Origin of the sequence: Rothia sp. HMSC068F09 (assembly GCF_001812775.1) — a bacterium.
In the GTDB taxonomy this organism is placed as follows: Bacteria; Actinomycetota; Actinomycetes; order Actinomycetales; family Micrococcaceae; genus Rothia; species Rothia mucilaginosa_A.
The window spans coordinates 50,363-67,780 of the sequence record NZ_KV810424.1 but is presented as its reverse complement, the minus strand read 5'-3'; the positions used below and the strand labels follow the sequence as shown (position 1 = coordinate 67,780).

Below are 17,418 nucleotides of genomic sequence, written 5' to 3'. Positions count from 1 at the left end.
CGAATTGCAAGTTTCGGTTGGTTCCGTTGACGGAACGCAACCACAATGAGAGAGCAGGGACACAAGATGGCCGAACTGACCATCAATGCCGAAGATGTCCGTAATGCGCTGAACGAGTTTGCAGCGTCTTACGAACCCGGCAATGCAGAACGTGTTGAGGTGGGTCGAGTTGTATCGGCCTCCGACGGTATCGCTCGTGTCGAGGGCCTTCCCTCGGTTATGGCGAATGAGCTGCTTCGTTTCGAAGACGGCACCCTCGGCCTCGCACAGAACCTGGATACCCGCAATATTGGTGTGATCGTCCTGGGTGACTTCACCGGTATTGAAGAGGGCCAGGTCGTACACCGCACCGGTGAGGTCCTCTCGGTGCCCGTTGGCGACGCGTACCTCGGTCGCGTTGTTGACCCCCTGGGTAACCCGATCGATGACCTGGGCCCCATTGAGGCTGAAGGTCGCCGCGCACTGGAGCTGCAGGCTCCCGGCGTGACCCAGCGTAAGTCGGTTCACGAGCCGCTGCAGACCGGTCTGAAGGCAATCGACTCGATGATTCCGATTGGTCGCGGTCAGCGTCAGCTGATCATTGGTGACCGCCAGACCGGTAAGACCGCTATTGCGATCGATACCATTCTGAACCAGAAGGACAACTGGGCTTCGGGTGACCCCAACAAGCAGGTTCGATGCATCTACGTGGCTGTTGGCCAGAAGGCATCCACCATTGCAGCTGTCCGCCACACCCTTGAGACTCGCGGCGCGCTGGAGTACACCACCATCGTGGCATCTCCCGCATCCGACGCAGCAGGCTTCAAGTACCTGGCACCCTACACCGGTTCGGCTATCGGCCAGCACTGGATGTACGGTGGCAAGCACGTCCTCATCATCTTCGACGACCTGTCGAAGCAGGCAGAAGCATACCGCGCTGTGTCCCTGCTGCTGCGCCGCCCGCCGGGACGTGAAGCATACCCCGGTGACGTCTTCTACCTGCACTCCCGCCTGCTGGAGCGTTGCGCTAAGCTCTCTGACGACCTGGGCGCAGGCTCGATGACCGGCTTCCCGATCATTGAGACCAAGGCAAACGACGTTTCCGCCTTCATTCCGACCAACGTCATCTCCATTACTGACGGCCAGATCTTCCTGCAGTCCGACCTGTTCAACGCTAACCAGCGTCCGGCAGTCGACGTCGGTATCTCCGTCTCCCGTGTTGGTGGTGCCGCACAGACCAAGGCTATGAAGAAGGTCTCCGGTACCCTGAAGCTGGAGCTGGCACAGTACCGTGCAATGGAAGCGTTCGCAATGTTCGCATCCGACCTGGACGACGCTACCAAGGCACAGCTGACCCGCGGTTCTCGCCTGACCGAGCTGCTGCGTCAGCCGCAGTACACCCCGTACGCAGTTGAAGAGCAGGTTGTCTCCATTTGGGCTGGTACCTCCGGTCACCTCGACGACATTGAGGTTTCCGACGTGCTGCGCTTCGAGGAAGGCTTCATCGAGTACCTGCGTCACAAGACCTCGGTACTGACCGATATCGCTTCCTCCGGCAAGCTTGAGGATGACACCGTTGCAGCTCTGAAGTCCGCAGTTACTGACTTCAAGCAGGGTTTCAAGTCTGAGGGCAGCAGCCACCTCGTCGACGCAGGTCACGAGGAGCACAAGGCAGCTCGCGATAGCGACATCACTCAGGAAACCATCGGTTAGCGATTAGTCCTCGCCTTCTCCCCGCCTCAGCTATGAGGCTGGGGCGGGGCAGAAAGCAAGGAGAAAGGAAGCTCTATGGGAGCCCAGATTAGGGTTTACCGACAGAAGATTGCTTCGACGTCGTCTATGAAGAAGATCTTCAAGGCGATGGAGATGATCGCGACCTCCCGCATTAACAAGGCTCGTAACGCTGCTCAGGCAGCCGGCCCTTACGCGAACGCTCTGACCCGCGTGGTGACTGCGGTTGCGACTCAGCACGGTATTAAGCACCCGCTGATTCACAAGCCGCACGAGTTCGGAACCTACGAACACCGTCGCTCCGCAATCCTGGTTGTTACCAGTGACCGCGGTCTGGCAGGTTCGTACTCCTCCGCTATCCTGCGTCGTACCGAATCTCTGATTGAGAGGCTGCGCTCTAACGGCCAGGAGGTACAGCTGTACCTGGTTGGCCGTAAGGCAAAGGCTTACTTCGAGTTCCGTGAGCGCCCCTACGCCCGTGCGTGGGAGGGGCACACCGATGCACCTCGTGTTGAAACTGCCGTCGAAATTCGTGACGCGCTGCTCGAAGCCTACGACCTGCCCTTCGAAGAGGGCGGCGTGGACGAACTGCACATCGTATACACCGAGTTCAAGTCGATGGTTGTTCAGGAACCCAAGATCCTGCGCCTGCTGCCCATCCACGTGGGTGACGCAAAGGCTATGGGCGAGGAAATCGTTCCCGACCAGGAACTGACCAAGGCTGAGTACGAGCAGGCGGCATCCTTCGAGTTCGAGCCCTCCGCCGAGGAAGTGCTCAACGCGCTGTTGCCGCGCTACATTGCATCGCGTATCTTCTCCTGCCTCCTGCAGGCAGCAGCAAGTGAGCTGGCATCCCGCCAGCGCGCGATGAAGACCGCAGGTGACAACGCTGAGACGCTGATTACCAAGTACACCCGTTTGATGAACAACGCACGTCAGGCGGAAATTACTCAGGAGCTCTCCGAAATCGTGGGCGGCGCAGACGCCCTCGGCTCCTAGTACTTGTACGCCAACGAAGCCATCAACTGTCCAAACTTTCTAAGTAAGTGAGAAATATGACTGCCACCTACAACGAATCGGTCTCCGCACCGACTCAGGGCGCAACGGGTCGTATTGCCCGCGTCATCGGCCCCGTGGTCGACGTCGAGTTCCCCGCCGGTCAGGTCCCCGAGATTTACAACGCTCTGACCACCGAGCTGACCCTCGACGGTCGCACCCGCACCATCACCTTCGAGACCGCACAGCACCTGGGCGACTCGATCGTTCGCGCTATCTCCCTGCAGCAGACTGACGGCCTGGTCCGCGGTCAGGCTGTAGTCGACACCGGCGCACCGATCTCCGTCCCCGTTGGTGACGGCGTGAAGGGCCACATCTTCAACGTTCTCGGTGACGCACTCGACGTGCCGAACTCCGAGATCAAGGCTGACACCTACTGGCCGATCCACCGTGCCGCTCCCGGCTTCGCAGAGCTGGAAGGCTCCACCGAAATGCTGGAGACTGGTATTAAGTCCATCGACCTTCTGACCCCCTACATCAAGGGCGGTAAGATTGGTCTGTTCGGTGGTGCAGGCGTGGGTAAGACCGTGCTGATCCAGGAAATGATTACCCGTGTGGCTCGTAACTTCGGTGGTACCTCCGTGTTCACCGGTGTTGGCGAGCGTACCCGTGAGGGTAACGACCTGTGGGTCGAAATGGAAGAAGCAGGCGTTCTGAAGGACACCGCTCTTGTGTTCGGCCAGATGGATGAGCCCCCGGGAACCCGTCTGCGCGTGGCACTGACCGGTCTGACCATGGCGGAGTACTTCCGCGATGTTCAGAACCAGGACGTGCTGCTGTTCATCGACAACATCTTCCGTTTCACTCAGGCAGGTTCTGAGGTTTCCACCCTGCTGGGCCGCATGCCCTCCGCAGTGGGTTACCAGCCGAACCTGGCGGACGAAATGGGTCTGCTGCAGGAGCGTATTACCTCCACCCGCGGTCACTCCATCACCTCCATGCAGGCAATTTACGTGCCTGCGGATGACTACACCGACCCGGCGCCGGCAACCACCTTCGCGCACCTGGATGCGACCACCGAGCTCTCTCGTGAAATCGCATCGCGCGGTCTGTACCCGGCAATTGACCCGCTGTCCTCCACCTCCCGAATTCTGGACGCACAGTACATCGGTCAGGAGCACTACGACACCGCAATTCGTGTGAAGGCTATTCTGCAGGAAAACAAGGAACTGCAGGACATCATCGCGATTCTGGGTGTGGACGAGCTCTCCGAGGAGCAGAAGATCGTCGTGGCACGTGCACGTCGTATCGAGCAGTTCCTCTCCCAGAACACCTACACTGCAAAGCAGTTCACCGGTGTCGAGGGTTCGACCGTTCCGCTGAAGGACACCATCGAGTCCTTCCAGATGATCTGCAACGGCGATGTCGACCACATCCCCGAGCAGGCGTTCTACAACATTGGTGGTATGGACGACGTTATGCGCCGCTACGAGGAAATCAAGGCACAGACTGGAGCTAAGTAATCATGGCTCTGAAAGTTGAAGTTGTTTCCCGCGAACGCGTCGTGTGGACTGGCGAAGCGAAGTACGTTCGTGCACGCTCCGTCAGCGGTGACCTCGGCATCCTGCCGGGCATGATCCCCACCTGCACGCTGCTGGCACAGGACGGCGAGCTGCTCATTGAACCCGTTGATGGTGAGCCCATTAAGACCATCCTCAACGCAGGTTTCTTGACCGTCTCGAACGATCACGTGACCATCGTTGCAAAGCACGCACAGATCTAAAGCTGGTTCCCCTCAGCGGGAATTAGCCACTGTGTACACCTCGCCGGTGTTCCACCCTGAAAGGGGAGGGGCACCGGCGATTGGTGTATCCGGGGGTAGATTGTTTACGCAGAACGAGAGTGTGCACAGAAAGAACGCGTGCGCCGAAAGAGCGCGGGCAGAAAGATGATGGGCTGAAAAGGGGCGCCTCCCATGGTCGGGAGGCGCCCCTCAAGCTATGTGCAGCTGCTTAGCCTAGAGCCGTTTAGAACAGACGGTCAGCTAGAACAGACGGTCAGCGGAGTCGTCCACGCCGCGCATCGCATCGTAGTCCAGGCTCACGCAGCGGATACCGCGGTCCTCAGCCAGGGTACGTGCCTGCGGCTTAATCGTCTGTGCCGCAAATACGCCGCGCACCGGTGCCAGCAGCGGGTCACGGTTGAGCAACTCCAGGTAACGGGTCAGCTGCTCCACACCGTCAATATCGCCCACACGCTTGAGCTCAACCGCCACGGAGACGCCGTGCGCATCCTTCGCCATGATGTCTACCGGACCGATAGCGGTCGGGTACTCGCGGCGCACCAGCGAATAGCCCTCACCGAGAGTGTGGATCTGCTCTGCGAGCAGACGCTGCAGATCAGCCTCCACACCGTCCTTGATGAGGCCGGGATCAACACCCAGGTCGGTGGCGTGCTCGTGCTCAATCTTGTAGATGCGAATCATGAGGCGGTCATCGCTCTTAGCTGCCTGAACGGTCCACAGCTGCTGAACATCGGACTCTAGGTCCTCACGGATGCTCTGCGGAACGTCCTCACGCTCAGCCACCAGCAGGGAGCAGGGAGGGCTCATCCAGTTCAGAGGCTTGTAGGAACCGCCGTCGGAGTGAATGAGGACGGAGCCGTCATTCTTGACCATCAGCAGGCGGGTAGCGCGGGGCAGGTGGGCGCGGAGGCGGCCCTCATAATCTACGGAGCATTCAGCAATGACAATACGCATCCGTCCACTCTAGCAGGTACGAGTGTTTGGCTCTAGCAGGTGAGGGTATGAGATAGGGAACCTGAGCTTGGTACAGGTCGCGGACGGGGCACAGCAGGGAAGTACGGCACAGAGCGGGGGAGTACCGCCTCAACATGAGTACCACGCCAGTATGTGGAAGAGCGTAGAGCGAACAGCGGCAGGACCGATAGGTAGAGATAGCTGAGCGGCGCGGTAGAATAGGGCTCATGGCACGTAAGAATCATCCCGGCAGGCGAGCATCCGGCACCACCAGCGATAAGTGGCACCGTCAAGCACCCGCAGGGCGTGATATCAGCAGGATCCTCGACCCTGCGCCCCGATTGGAACGTGACCGATACGGTGACTGGCTGGTGCAATACATTCCCGCCGTCAACGCCCAAAAAACCTACACCTGCCCCGAATGCTACCGCCCGATTCCGCCCAGAACAGCGCACCTGGTGGTGTGGCAAGAAAGCCACACGATGGGCCGTAGCCGCGCCATTGACGAGCGCAGGCACTGGCATCAGCATTGCTGGCGCACCCGCCGCAAATAGGCTGAACACTGCACTTGAGGTGCAGCCTAAGACTACATTCTTGACCAAAACCACATTCTCGAATCCATTTCTTGAAGGAACGCAATGAGCAACACCGCCGATATCACCCGCGAGCAGGAATTCGATCCCGCCCGCTACGTCTTCAGCACCGCCGCTGAGCCCACCCCCATTAAGGCACGTACTGTGCTTCCGGCACGCCGCGAGAACTTCACCGTCACCACCGCGGACGGCAAGCGCCTCGTCGGTGAACTCGCCCTGCCCGAAGGCGAAGTCAAGGCAACCCTGGTGACCTTCCACCCGCTGCCCACCCACGGCGGCTACATGGACTCGCACGTGTACAAGAAGGCTTCCTTCCGCCTGCCGGCGCTGTCGAACATCGCGGTGCTGCGTTTCAACACTCGCGGCACCTCCTCGATTCGCGGCACCAGCGAAGGTGTCTTTGACGGCGGCTTTGCCGAGAAGAAGGACTTTGACGCAATCCTGAAGTTTGTACGCGAGCGTGCCCTGCCGAACCCCTGGCTGGTCGGCTGGTCCTTCGGCACCGAGCTGGTGCTCAAGTACGCGCCCGAATACGCGAACGAGTTCACCGGCGCCATTCTGCTCTCCCCGCCGTTGCACCGCGTGCACCCGGCTGAGCTGGACGAGTGGAACAAGATCTCGAACCCGCTGTACGCGCTGGTGCCCGAGCATGACGACTACCTGCAGCCTCCGGCAGCGCGTGAGCGTTTCGCGGCTGTACCGCGTACTCGGGTAATTCCCTTCGAGGGTTGCAAGCACCTGTGGGTGGGCGAGAAGTCCGTGCAGCAGGTCCTGAACACTATTGTCAGCATCGTAACCGGTGTGCCCACTGAACTGCCCACCGAGTACAACGGCCCGGTGGCAGAAGAAATTACTGAGCTCTAAAGGTTTGGCATAAAAACACAGCGTAAAAACACTGCATAAAAATATCAAGGCGGCGGCTTTGGATAGAACATCCAAAGCCGCCGCCTTATGTCTTAAACGCCTGCTCGGTGGAAGAGCCGTGAGCGCGTAGAGAACCTAGAGGGGACTCTACAGCTGGGAGGCGACTACAACTGGGCGGTGACTATAGTTGGTCCTGGCGAGGAATGAACACCTCACGCACCAGAATCAGCATGGAAGCCGCCACCGGAATAGCAATCAGCGCGCCCAGCACGCCCCATAGCGCGCCACCGGCAGCCACCGAAATAATCGCAACACCGGCAGGGACCGACACAGCGCGAGCCATAATACGCGGAGAAATCAGGTACGCCTCCACCTGCAAGTACAGGAAGTACGCCACCGCAAACCACAGCGCCAGACTCCAACCCTGAGTCAGCAGAATCAGCGAGGTCAAAATCAGCGCAATCACGCCACCAACCAGCGGAATGAACGCCAGAATCATAACGACCAAAGCCATCAACTGCGGGAAGCTAAAGCCCAAGAACAACATTATGAAGAATGCGAAGAGGGCGTTCAGAATGGCTACCATCGCCTGGCCCATCACGTAGTTACCCACCGACTCAGTAATCTTGTCGGTAATGTACTTGACACGCACACGCTTAGACGCCGGCGCCAAACGCACACCCCACGCCTTAATCGTGTCCATCGACGTGAGGAAGTACAGGGACAGGAACAGCACAATAATCACGCCGGTCACGCTCTGCGCCAGGGTAGAACCCGCAGAAACCAGGCTCGACATGAAGCTATTGACCTGCGAAGAGGAGAACGTCGACTCCAAGAACTTAGGGACGTTCTCATTCACCCAGGTGCTGATGCTAAAACGCTGATCAAGCTCGTGGTACCAATCAGAATCAATCGTGTTCTGATAAATACCCGGCGCGTACTGCACAAACTTAGACGCCTGCTCGCTAATGACCGGGCCAATCGTCATCACCAGACCGGTCACAGCGCCAGCAAAACCAGCAAGCACAGCAATCACGCCGATACCGCGCTTAATGCCCCAAGACTCCAGGCGGCGCACAATCGGGTCCAGACCCAGAGCAATGAAAATAGCACCGGTCACCCAACCCACCAGGGCACCCACATTATTGAAAATGTAGTAGGCGAAGAGCGCCAGACCCACGCCCACGGTCATGAGGAAACCAAAAGCGACCGGGTTATGCATCATCGAGGTCTTGCCGTTGCCGACCACCTTCGGTGCGGGAGGCGCATCCTCAGAAGCGGCGGGAACCACCGGAATGGTATCCGTAGGAGGCATAGAAGCGCGGCGGCGGTTGGAACGCACCTGGCTAATGCTTTCGGTCAGCTCGCTGAAGGTCTCCGTTAGCTGATCGGTGAGGGATTCCTTCTTGCGCGTCTCGGGGGACGATGTCGTCTCTGCGGGAGCTTCTGAGGCTTTCTTCTCGCTCATGCTCTTCCTTTCCGAATCATTCCGGGTATTTTTTCTCTACTGTGCCATTCTACCGGCTGGTTTACTTTGTTACGGCGTCCACGGTGAATCCCAAGGACAGGGGAGTGCATGTGGGAGAGATATTTGCGGGACGGATCGGGCAATAGCCCAAACGCTATCCCCGGCATGAGCTCAGAGCGTAGGCGACAGAGAACGGGCGCTCGCAACGGTGCGTTGTGGGGATAATAGAGGAAGGAACGCGTGAAGGATTTAGCCCGCACGCAACAATAGGTACAGAACGTAAAGGAGCCCAGGATGAGCATTATCTTTGATCCGGCAGACCGCGGCGCATCCCAGAACGCGGCACAGGGTCATGTCGCGCAGGGTGGTGCAGCGCAGAACGGGGCAGCGCAGGAGATTCCCGCCTCCGTACGCAACGCCATGGAACTAAACCCCAACGCGGCACAGTCTGCTGGCGAACAGGGCGGCGAGCAGACCCCCTCCGCTCCCACCTGGCGCTACGAGGTCAACACCCCCGAAGAGTTCCAGAAGTTCGTTCAGCTCTCCAGCCAGGGTGCCGTAATTTTTGCGCTCTACGCGCCGCACTCGCCCTCCTCCCTGCAGATGCTCGAAGGCGTGCAGAAGCTTGTTGATTCCGCCGCAGGTAGCATGATTTGCGCTGCCGTGGACGTCACCAAGCTCCCCGAAGCTGCCCAGGCATTCGGCGTGAGCGGCGTGCCCGCGGGCGTTGCCGTTCTGGCGGGCCGCCCGGCACCGATTTACACCGGCCCGGTCAGCGCAGAAGACCTCGGCGATGTGCTCTCCCAGGTTCTGCAACTCGCGGCACAGTACCAGCTGCCCGGCGGCTTCGACCCGGTCGTTCCCGAAGATGAAAAGCCCCTGCCGCCCCTGCACGCAGAAGCTGTCGCCGCCCTCGACCGCGGCGACCTGGAGGGCGCCCGCGCCGCATACCGCAAGGCAATTGCCGAGAACCCCGGCGATAAGGAAGCGAAGCTCGGCCTGGAACAGGTTGAACTGCTCGCCCGTGTGAAGGATCTGGACATGGCAACCGAACGTGCGGCGGCCGCGGCAGATCCCATGAACATTGACGCCGCGTTCAACGTAGCCGACCTGGACCTGGTCGGTGGCCACGTGGAGGACGCGTACAACCGTCTACTGCGCCTGTTCAGCGCTGTTGGTCCTGACGATAAGGCGTGTGTGCGCGAGCGTCTCGTGCAGCTCTTCGATGTGGTGGGTGCATCTGACCCGCGCACCGTCAAGGCGCGTGCGGCACTGACTATGGCGCTGTTCTAAAGAGGCTCCTCGGCGCGGCCGGGGCAACCTCCGGGGGGACCCATCGGAGAATCGTACGGAATGGTGTGCAATAGGCGGGCCGCCGCCTCGTCGACCTGTAGTGTCGGCGGGGTGGCGGCCCGTCTGCGTGCGTGACGCACCGGCAGGGTAGGGTGCAGCATCTTCGTCTTTGGGATGCTCTGCGGATAGCCTCTCTGCGAATGGCCCCAACGCTCGAGATGCGGACAAAAGACGTTTTTTGAGCATCTTTCAGAAAAAGGTATTTTGGCTAATGGGGGGGTGATAGGGTGAGAGTGTGACCCGTTACTCTCACGCGTAAGGAACCAACGATGCCCCAGGATCCGGTGAACACCCCGCCCCACGACCCGCAGCACGGAACGCCGCAGAACGGTGCAGCGCAGAGCCCAGCTCAGCCTACCCCGGTTCAACCTAGCTCAGCTCAACCCGAACAGCCGGTAGCCCAGCAACCCGAACAAGCCGCCTACGCTCAGCCGGCCTACGCTCAGCCGGATCAGCAACCCTCGCAGTTCCAGCCGGCCCCCGCGCAACTTCCCGTGGCGCCTCCCCAAGCACCGTCGCAGACCGGAGCCGCCGTCGAGATTCGGGGACTCGCCAAGCTCTTCGACGACAAGGTCGCGGTGGATCGCATTAACCTGACGATTCCCTCCGGCTCGTTCTACGGGCTGGTCGGCCGCAACGGCGCGGGTAAAACCACGACCATTTCCATGGTTACCGGCATGCTTCAGCCTACCGAGGGTACCGCGCTGATTCGCGGCATTGACATGTGGGCCGACCCGCTCAAGGCTAAGGCGCACCTGGGTGTGCTGCCCGACGGCGTGCACCTCTTCGACAAACTTACCGGCGAGCAGCTCATCACCTACTCCGGCTACCTGCACGGAATCGATAAGGAAACCGTTGCCTCCCGCGTCAAGGACCTGCTGGCCGCCATGGACCTGACCGACGCGGCCGGTCGCGCCGTCGCCGACTATTCCGCCGGTATGACCAAGAAGATTGCGCTCGCCGCGGCGCTCATCCACGCGCCCTCCGTGCTGATCCTGGATGAGCCCTTCGAGGCGGTCGACCCGGTTTCCGCGGCCAATATTCAGGACATCCTGCGCGGCTTTGTCGCATCCGGCGGCACCGTCGTCATCTCCTCACACGTCATGGACCTCGTGCAGCGCCTGTGCGATCATGTGGCGATTATGGACTCGGGCCGAATCCTTGCCGCCGGAACCGTCGACGAAGTACGTGCCGGCACGAGCCTTGAAGAACGATTCGTGCAGCTGGTTGGTGGCCGCACCTCCTCGGAAGGATTGTCATGGTTGGGCACCTCGTCTCACTAAAGTGGAAGTACGTGCAGGCCTCCTTCCGCCGTAGCGTCTGGGCGGTTATCGGTCTGGTCATCGCCGCCGTCTACGCGGTCCTCGCACTCCTTGGCCTCGCCGTCGGGTACCTGACGGCGGCCTTTGAGGCGCCCGAAACCGGTCCGCTCATCGCGCTACTGGCCGGCTCGGTGCTCGCCATCGGCTGGGCCATCGTCCCCATCTTCTTCAGCGGCCTGGACGGCACCCTGGACGAGAGCCGATTCGTGCTCTTCCCCATCGAGCCCGCCACCCTGCAGAAGGGACAGTTCCTCGGCGGGTTCGTGGGCATCCCCGGCGTTGCCTCCGTGCTAGCCGTGCTCCTGGGCCTCATCGCGTACGGTTCCCAGCCGCTCCTGCTGATCGTGTACCTGGTTTGCGCGGTACTGGGCCTGGCCAACCTCATGGTGTGGGCACGCCTGGCCAACCGCCTGGGCATCATGCTGAGCGCAAACCCGCGCGTCGCCAACGTGCTGATGATTGTGGCTGCGGTGCTCATGATGAGCATGGGCTTTATCTCCGGCGGTACCGCAACCTACCTGATGAGGCACTGGGATGCGTTATTCCCGTTCCTGCCGTGGCTGGGCGTGACTCCCTTCGGCGCGGCCTACGCCGTACCCTACTGGCTCGCGGCGGGTAACGTTCCCGCGGCCCTCGGCTGTCTGGTGCTGACCCTCGGCTACTTGGCCGGCGGCTGGTGGCTGTGGGGTAAGAACCTCGCGCGCTCCATGGCGAACGTTGGCGGTAGCGCCCACCGTGCGAGCGCAGCCGAAGTTGCCGCGGGCGACCTGGGTCTGTTCGCTCGGTTCCCCGCAACCCCGCGCGGCGCGGTGGCGGCCCGCACCCTACACTCGTTGCTCAAGGACAACCGCCTGCAGATGCTGACGGTTACCACGGTCATGATGTACCTGCTCCTGGCGGTTGGCTTTCCCCTCTTCATGTCGGCCACGGGCGGGAGCATCCATGGGGAGATTGGCTTCGGCCCCAACCCCGAGCAGGCTACACAAGTCGTCAATAGCGGCGTGATGCAGCTCTTCGGATTCTGGATCTACTTCTGCACCGTCTTCACCGGCTACTACATGTGCTACCTCGTTTCATACGACAACACGGCCTTTAGCCTGCACGTGCTCTCCCCGCTGCGAGGTATCGACGACCGAATCGGTCGTCTGTGGGGCTACAGTATTCTCGTTGTTCCGATTGTGGTGCTGATGGTGCTGGTGGCCTCTGCGGTGAACGGGCACCTGGAACTCTTCCCCATCGTGCTGATGCACCAGCTGGGCGTGTTCGCGGCGGCGGCAGGCATGGGCTGCGTGCTGGATACCTTCATTAGTCCGCCCGTGGCGCCTCCCGGTGCTAACCCGTTCAAGAACCCGAAGAATAACGAGGGCATGGGCAAGCAGCTGCTCCTCATGCTTTCAATGGCCGTGGTGATGCTCAGCGCCCTGCCCGGTGGTATCTCCGTGATCGTGTACGTTTTCCTCACGCAGAACCTGCTGACGCTGGTCATCGGAGGCGTACTGCAGCTGATGATCGGCGCGGGCCTGCTGGTCGGAGGCGTCGTCTGGGGAGGTCGCCGTTTCGACCGGATGAGCCCCCGCATGCTGGAGCGCGTGGCGCGATTCAGCGTGAACTAGCGCCCGGCAGCTGAACGCCGTGCTGGTTCGTCGCGCATCCCTCACGGCGCCCGGCGCAGAGCCCGCGGCCCGCAATCGTCACGGTTGCGGGCCGCGGGCTTGCTATGAGCCACTAGAATGGAGAGAGGCATGCACGAGCTAGGAGCCGCGGGGTGACCGCGCTCGCAAGAACTTAAAACACCAAGGAGAGAAGAATGAGCTCTATTGAAGGTATTGAAGATCCGTTCGGCCCCGGAACGGCCGGCGGCACGGCACTGCTGGAGCGTGAGGAAACCCAGCTATCCGAGCCGGGCGACCACGAGCGTTTCTCCCACTACGTGCGCAAAGAGAAGATTCTAGAGTCGGCGCTGACCGGTGAGCCGGTGCGTGCGCTCTGCGGCAAGATGTGGGTTCCGGGTCGCGACCCGCAGAAGTTCCCCGTCTGCCCGCAGTGCAAGGAGATTTACGAGGGTCTGGCACCGGGCAACGACGGCGATAACGGCTCGGGCGAATAATACAACCAGATAATACGACTCAGACAATACGCCTGGGTAAACCCGAGTGAATACATCTGAATAACACGCCTCAGCAGTAAAGCTCAGCGGCAAAACACCCCATGAGACTTTGCTGACGAGCACCAAATTCTTGCACCACAGCCCGGCCCAACCCGCGGCGGTGGTGCTAGAATTTAACCTCGCTGTGCCCGGAAACCGGTTTTATAACAGGCTCAGAACGGGCCGGCAGAGGCAGACGAGGAAGAAGGAGAGAATGAGCGCAGCACCAGAGGAACCCACGCTATTTGACAGCATGGTGAAGCCGAAGCTCTCCCCGGCATACCCCGACCGCGCCCCCTGGGGCACCTCGGTGCACCTGCGAGCCTGGCAGGCCGAGGCCATGCAGAAGTACTTCGAAAAGAACCCCCGCGACTTCATGGCCGTGGCAACCCCCGGCGCGGGTAAAACCACCTTCGCGCTCACCCTCGCCAAGGAACTCTTCAACCGCGGCACGGTGCGCCAGCTCATCGTTGTGGCGCCGACCGACCACCTGAAGAAGCAGTGGGCGGACGCCGCCGCGAAGGTCGGTATTCCGATTGACCCGAACTTTAAGAACGCGGATGTGACCATCAGCCGCCACTACAAGGGCGTGGCGCTGACCTACGCGCAGGTGGCGAATAAGCCGCAGCTGCACGCGCGCAACACCGAGGCGACGAAGACCCTCGTTATTTTTGACGAGATTCACCACGCCGGAGACTCCCTCTCATGGGGTGACGGCCTGCGCGAGGCCTTCGACGACGCGACCCGCCGCGTGGCGCTGACCGGCACCCCGTTCCGTTCCGATACCTCCCCGATTCCGTTCGTCACTTACGAGGGCGACAACGACGGTATCCGCCGCTCCAAGGCGGACTACTCCTACGGCTACGGCCCGGCGCTCAAGGATCACGTGGTGCGCCCGGTCATCTTCATGGCGTACTCGGGTCAGATGCGTTGGCGCACCTCCGCGGGCGAAGAAATGGCGGCAAACCTGGGCGAGGGCTTCACCAAGGACATCACCTCCCAGGCATGGCGCACCGCCCTGGACCCCAACGGCGAATGGATTCCGACCGTGCTCGCCGCCGCCGACAAGCGCCTGACCGAGGTGCGCCGCACCGTGCCCGACGCCGGCGCGCTCGTCATCGCCACCGACCACGCGGACGCCAAAGCCTACGCTGAGCAGCTGCAGAAAATCACCGGCGAATACCCCGCCGTGATCCTCTCTGACGACCGCGAGGCCTCCGCCAAGATCGACGAGTTCCGCGAGGGCACGCAGCGCTGGATGGTCGCCGTGCGCATGGTGTCCGAAGGCGTGGACGTGCCCCGCCTCGCCGTGGGCGTGTACGCCACCAGCACCAGCACCCCGCTATTTTTCGCCCAGGCAATCGGCCGTTTCGTGCGTGCCCGCAAGCGCGGCGAAACCGCATCCGTGTTCCTGCCGTCGGTGCCGCAGCTGATGATGCTCGCCAACGACATGGAAGTAGAACGCGACCACGCCCTCGACCGCGGCGCGCCCCAGGAAATTGACCCCATGGTCGAGGGCCTGGACGACCACCTGCTCGAAGAAGCAAACCGCGAGGAACGCGCCTCCGAGCAGCTGGCCCGCGGCAAGTTCGAGGCGCTCGGCTCCGAGGCGTCCTTCCACGGCGTGCTCTTCGACGGTGCCGAGTTCGCCTCCGGCAACCTTGCTGTGGGTAGTGAGGAGGAGCAGGACTTTCTGGGTATTCCGGGTCTGCTGGATGCTGAGCAGGTCGGTACGCTGTTGCGTGCGCATCAGCGTGAGCACGCGGCGCGCCGCCCGGCGACTGCGGCGCCTTTGGTGGTGGATCACCGCCAGCTGAAGGCGCTGCGCAACAAGCTGGCGAAGAACGTGGCGGCCTGGTCGATTCGCTCGGGTAAGCCGCACGGCGTGATTCACAACGAGCTGCGTAAGATTTGTGGCGGCCCGGCGGTGGCGCAGGCCTCCGCTGAGCAGATTCAGGCGCGTCTCGATAAGCTGTCGGACTGGTTCGTTGGCCGACGCTAAAACATAGAGAAAAGCCCCTCGAGTATGCGCTCGCGGGGCTTTTGCGTGCCTGTAATATTTGTTCGCGTAGACGAGATAGGGCGGGCATCCCGAGTACTCTCGGGGCGCCCGCCCTATCGTTGCGCGAGTTGCGTTGAGGCTAGAGGACCTCTACGACCTCCACGCCGTCGGCTTCCAGCGCCTCGGCGGTTTCGTCGAGCTTATCCTCGTGCACCGGCGCAGTCAGGTCAATCAGAACGCGGGTCTCGTAGCCGGCGTCGACCGCATCGCGCGCGGTAGCCGCCACACAGTAATCGGTGGCGATACCTACTACGTCGACGTACTCGATACCGCGCTCATCCAGCCACTCCGACAGGGGAGTCTGCGGGCCGTCCTCGGAAGCATCCGCGCCCGGCTCGTGCTCGCCGGTGGCCACCTCGTCCTCGGGGGCCAGCAAACCCTCGAAGCCCGAGTATGCGGCCTCGTAGCGGCCCTTACGGAAGTACGCCTCAATGTAGTCGGTGTCCAGGTTCTCGTGAATCTGCGCACCCTTGCTCTTGGCCACGCAGTGCACGGGCCAGGAGTCCACGAAGTCAGGGGTGTCGGAGAAGTGCGAACCCGGATCGATGTGCCAATCCTGGGTGGCCACGATTGCGTCGTAGCGGTGGTGGTTGTTCTCCACGAACTCGCTAATGAGCGAAGCCACCTCGGCGCCGCGCGCGGTCGCCAGGGAACCGCCCTCGCAGAAGTCGTTCTGCACGTCCACAATAATCAATGCCTTAGACATAGCCGTCCTTACAAGCCGTTCCTATACGGTCACGGGTAGAAGTATGGCGCGCCGCCCCGCGTGATTGCGCCGGATGCACCCCGTCCTTGAGGCGGGGTTCGCGGCGGCTCGCGGGGCGGGCACCGTGGGGGAGTTTTAGATGAATTCGGTCGGGATAACCGGCTCGCCCTCGGAGAGGCGACGAGCGGCCTCGGGCAGCTCGGCCAGGGATGCGGCGTGGCGGGCGGTTGCGCGGCGCACGCCCTCCTCACCGGTGAAGCCGGGCAGCAGCTCGCCCTCGCGAACGAAGTCCACGAGCAGGGGGCGGGTGTCCTCATGCAGGGCCGGGTCTTCGTGGGTTCCCAGAACCTCGGCCGTTGCGATGCCCATGCTGTTCAGTCGGCGGGCAGCGAGCTTGGCGCCACCCACCGAGGCCTTGCCGGCCGAGGCCTTCGCGACCGGCTGCATCTCGCCCGCGGAGTTCTCGCGGGCCACGACCTTGTACACCATGGAGGAGGTCGGCGCGCCCGAACCGGTCACCAGGCGGGTACCCACGCCGTAGGAGTCCACGGGGGCGGCGGCCAGCGAGGCGATGGCGTATTCGTCCAGGTCGCTGGTCACGGTGATCTTCGTATTGGTGTTACCCAGCGAATCGAGCAGTTCGCGCACGTGGGCGGCGGTGGTGACCAGGTCACCCGAGTCCAGGCGAACGCCGCCGAGCTCCTCGCCGGCCAGTTCCACGCCCAGGCGCACGGCGTTGTCCACGTCGTAGGTGTCGACCAGCAGGGTCGTGCGGGCGCCGAGGGAACGCAGCTGCGCTTCGAAGGCTTCGCGCTCGTTGTCGTGTAGCAGGGTGAAGGCGTGGGCGCTGGTGCCGATGGTGTGCAGGCCGTAGGAGCGGCCCGCCTCCAGATTGGAGGTGCCGGCGAAGCCAGCGATGACGGCGGCGCGGGCTGCGGAGACGGCGGCGCGCTCGTGGGCGCGGCGCGAACCCATTTCAAGGCAGGGGCGGTTGCCGGCGGCGGCGGTCATGCGCGAGGCGGCGCTGGCCACGGCGGAGTCAAAGTTCAGGATGGACAGCAGGTAGGTTTCGAGGATGCACGCCTCGGCGAAGGTGGACTCGACCTGCATGACGGGGGAGTGGGGGAAGAACGCCTCACCCTCGGCGTAGCCGCGGATGTTGCCGCTGAAGCGGAAGGACTCCAGGAAGGAGAGGGTCTCCTTGTTGACGACGTTGCGGGAGGAGAGGAACGAGAGCTCTTCGTCGGTGAATCGGAACTCGGAGAGTCCCTCGAGGAAGCGGCCGGTGCCGGCGAGCACGCCGTAGCGGCGGCCCGCGGGAAGGCGGCGGGTGAAGACCTCGAAGGTGCACTTGCGCTGGGCGGCTCCGGAGGCGAGAGCTGCCTGAAGCATGGTCAGCTCGTAGTGATCGGTGAGAAGTGAAGTAGTAGTCATGTGTCC

At 62.0% G+C, this 17,418-nt stretch carries 15 protein-coding genes; 11 read left to right on the top strand and 4 right to left on the bottom strand.

Features of this window, described 5'->3' with window-relative positions:
- Window positions 1-66: 66 nt before the first annotated feature.
- The 4 genes from atpA (at window position 67) to HMPREF2874_RS04170 (ending at window position 4,489) form a co-directional block, all read left to right on the top strand.
- Window positions 67-1,692, top strand: a complete 1,626-nt coding sequence (atpA, locus tag HMPREF2874_RS04185; protein ID WP_049340655.1) for a F0F1 ATP synthase subunit alpha — start codon at window positions 67-69, stop codon at window positions 1,690-1,692.
- Window positions 1,693-1,767: 75 nt separating this feature from the next.
- Window positions 1,768-2,709 carry a F0F1 ATP synthase subunit gamma gene (locus HMPREF2874_RS04180; protein WP_049340654.1) on the top strand — a complete coding sequence of 314 codons (942 nt, stop codon included), beginning with the start codon at window positions 1,768-1,770 and terminating at the stop codon, window positions 2,707-2,709.
- A 56-nt stretch (window positions 2,710-2,765) separates the two neighbouring features.
- Window positions 2,766-4,229: a F0F1 ATP synthase subunit beta gene (gene atpD / locus HMPREF2874_RS04175; RefSeq protein ID WP_005507810.1), complete on the top strand. Its 1,464-nt coding sequence runs from the start codon at window positions 2,766-2,768 to the stop codon at window positions 4,227-4,229.
- A 2-nt stretch (window positions 4,230-4,231) separates the two neighbouring features.
- Window positions 4,232-4,489, top strand: coding sequence for a F0F1 ATP synthase subunit delta/epsilon (locus tag HMPREF2874_RS04170; RefSeq protein ID WP_049340652.1), 258 nt, complete (start codon window positions 4,232-4,234; stop codon window positions 4,487-4,489).
- 261 nt (window positions 4,490-4,750) lie between these two features.
- On the opposite strand, the gene nucS is transcribed toward HMPREF2874_RS04170, so the two are convergent.
- A complete protein-coding gene (gene nucS, locus HMPREF2874_RS04165; protein WP_005506450.1) occupies window positions 4,751-5,464 on the bottom strand; it encodes an endonuclease NucS in 714 nt (237 codons plus the stop codon).
- A gap of 227 nt (window positions 5,465-5,691) precedes the next feature.
- On the opposite strand from nucS, the gene HMPREF2874_RS09010 reads away from it, so the two are divergent.
- Window positions 5,692-6,018, top strand: coding sequence for an ATP/GTP-binding protein (locus HMPREF2874_RS09010; protein ID WP_080562540.1), 327 nt, complete (start codon window positions 5,692-5,694; stop codon window positions 6,016-6,018).
- 84 nt (window positions 6,019-6,102) lie between these two features.
- On the top strand, window positions 6,103-6,921 hold the full coding sequence (locus HMPREF2874_RS04160; RefSeq protein WP_049340650.1) for an alpha/beta hydrolase: 819 nt from the start codon (window positions 6,103-6,105) through the stop codon (window positions 6,919-6,921).
- 181 nt (window positions 6,922-7,102) lie between these two features.
- On the opposite strand, the gene HMPREF2874_RS04155 is transcribed toward HMPREF2874_RS04160, so the two are convergent.
- Window positions 7,103-8,389: an AI-2E family transporter gene (locus HMPREF2874_RS04155; RefSeq protein WP_049347476.1), complete on the bottom strand. Its 1,287-nt coding sequence runs from the start codon at window positions 8,387-8,389 to the stop codon at window positions 7,103-7,105.
- 294 nt (window positions 8,390-8,683) lie between these two features.
- Here HMPREF2874_RS04155 and HMPREF2874_RS04150 point away from each other — a divergent pair, with 294 nt between their 5' ends.
- The 5 genes from HMPREF2874_RS04150 to HMPREF2874_RS04130 all read left to right on the top strand — a co-directional run bounded on the left by HMPREF2874_RS04150 (window position 8,684) and on the right by HMPREF2874_RS04130 (window position 15,212).
- Complete coding sequence (locus tag HMPREF2874_RS04150) at window positions 8,684-9,682, top strand: co-chaperone YbbN (protein WP_049347474.1); 999 nt, start codon at window positions 8,684-8,686, stop codon at window positions 9,680-9,682.
- 329 nt (window positions 9,683-10,011) lie between these two features.
- A complete protein-coding gene (locus HMPREF2874_RS04145) occupies window positions 10,012-11,025 on the top strand; it encodes an ABC transporter ATP-binding protein (RefSeq protein ID WP_246823774.1) in 1,014 nt (337 codons plus the stop codon).
- A complete protein-coding gene (locus tag HMPREF2874_RS04140; protein ID WP_070649048.1) occupies window positions 11,001-12,677 on the top strand; it encodes a transporter in 1,677 nt (558 codons plus the stop codon). Before HMPREF2874_RS04145 ends, HMPREF2874_RS04140 begins: the two co-directional genes overlap by 25 nt.
- A 194-nt stretch (window positions 12,678-12,871) precedes the next feature.
- Window positions 12,872-13,171 carry a DUF3039 domain-containing protein gene (locus HMPREF2874_RS04135; protein WP_005506434.1) on the top strand — a complete coding sequence of 100 codons (300 nt, stop codon included), beginning with the start codon at window positions 12,872-12,874 and terminating at the stop codon, window positions 13,169-13,171.
- Between the two features lie 253 nt (window positions 13,172-13,424).
- Window positions 13,425-15,212 (top strand): DEAD/DEAH box helicase, encoded by a 1,788-nt coding sequence (locus HMPREF2874_RS04130; protein ID WP_070649047.1) that lies wholly within the window; start codon window positions 13,425-13,427, stop codon window positions 15,210-15,212.
- Between the two features lie 139 nt (window positions 15,213-15,351).
- Here HMPREF2874_RS04130 and HMPREF2874_RS04125 read toward each other — a convergent pair whose 3' ends face one another.
- Window positions 15,352-15,978, bottom strand: a complete 627-nt coding sequence (locus HMPREF2874_RS04125) for an isochorismatase family protein (protein ID WP_070649046.1) — start codon at window positions 15,976-15,978, stop codon at window positions 15,352-15,354.
- 135 nt (window positions 15,979-16,113) lie between these two features.
- The gene (locus HMPREF2874_RS04120; RefSeq protein WP_049343123.1) at window positions 16,114-17,412 is read right to left on the bottom strand and encodes a nicotinate phosphoribosyltransferase; all 1,299 of its coding nucleotides are present in this window, start codon (window positions 17,410-17,412) and stop codon (window positions 16,114-16,116) included.
- Window positions 17,413-17,418 lie beyond the last annotated feature (6 nt).

Coding starts and splice junctions, on each gene's coding strand:
- atpA (WP_049340655.1), top strand. CDS start 67: ATGGCCGAACTGACCATCAATGCCGAAGATGTCCGTAATGCGCTGAAC.
- HMPREF2874_RS04180 (WP_049340654.1), top strand. CDS start 1,768: ATGGGAGCCCAGATTAGGGTTTACCGACAGAAGATTGCTTCGACGTCG.
- atpD (WP_005507810.1), top strand. CDS start 2,766: ATGACTGCCACCTACAACGAATCGGTCTCCGCACCGACTCAGGGCGCA.
- HMPREF2874_RS04170 (WP_049340652.1), top strand. CDS start 4,232: ATGGCTCTGAAAGTTGAAGTTGTTTCCCGCGAACGCGTCGTGTGGACT.
- nucS (WP_005506450.1), bottom strand. CDS start 5,464: ATGCGTATTGTCATTGCTGAATGCTCCGTAGATTATGAGGGCCGCCTC.
- HMPREF2874_RS09010 (WP_080562540.1), top strand. CDS start 5,692: ATGGCACGTAAGAATCATCCCGGCAGGCGAGCATCCGGCACCACCAGC.
- HMPREF2874_RS04160 (WP_049340650.1), top strand. CDS start 6,103: ATGAGCAACACCGCCGATATCACCCGCGAGCAGGAATTCGATCCCGCC.
- HMPREF2874_RS04155 (WP_049347476.1), bottom strand. CDS start 8,389: ATGAGCGAGAAGAAAGCCTCAGAAGCTCCCGCAGAGACGACATCGTCC.
- HMPREF2874_RS04150 (WP_049347474.1), top strand. CDS start 8,684: ATGAGCATTATCTTTGATCCGGCAGACCGCGGCGCATCCCAGAACGCG.
- HMPREF2874_RS04145 (WP_246823774.1), top strand. CDS start 10,012: ATGCCCCAGGATCCGGTGAACACCCCGCCCCACGACCCGCAGCACGGA.
- HMPREF2874_RS04140 (WP_070649048.1), top strand. CDS start 11,001: ATGGTTGGGCACCTCGTCTCACTAAAGTGGAAGTACGTGCAGGCCTCC.
- HMPREF2874_RS04135 (WP_005506434.1), top strand. CDS start 12,872: ATGAGCTCTATTGAAGGTATTGAAGATCCGTTCGGCCCCGGAACGGCC.
- HMPREF2874_RS04130 (WP_070649047.1), top strand. CDS start 13,425: ATGAGCGCAGCACCAGAGGAACCCACGCTATTTGACAGCATGGTGAAG.
- HMPREF2874_RS04125 (WP_070649046.1), bottom strand. CDS start 15,978: ATGTCTAAGGCATTGATTATTGTGGACGTGCAGAACGACTTCTGCGAG.
- HMPREF2874_RS04120 (WP_049343123.1), bottom strand. CDS start 17,412: ATGACTACTACTTCACTTCTCACCGATCACTACGAGCTGACCATGCTT.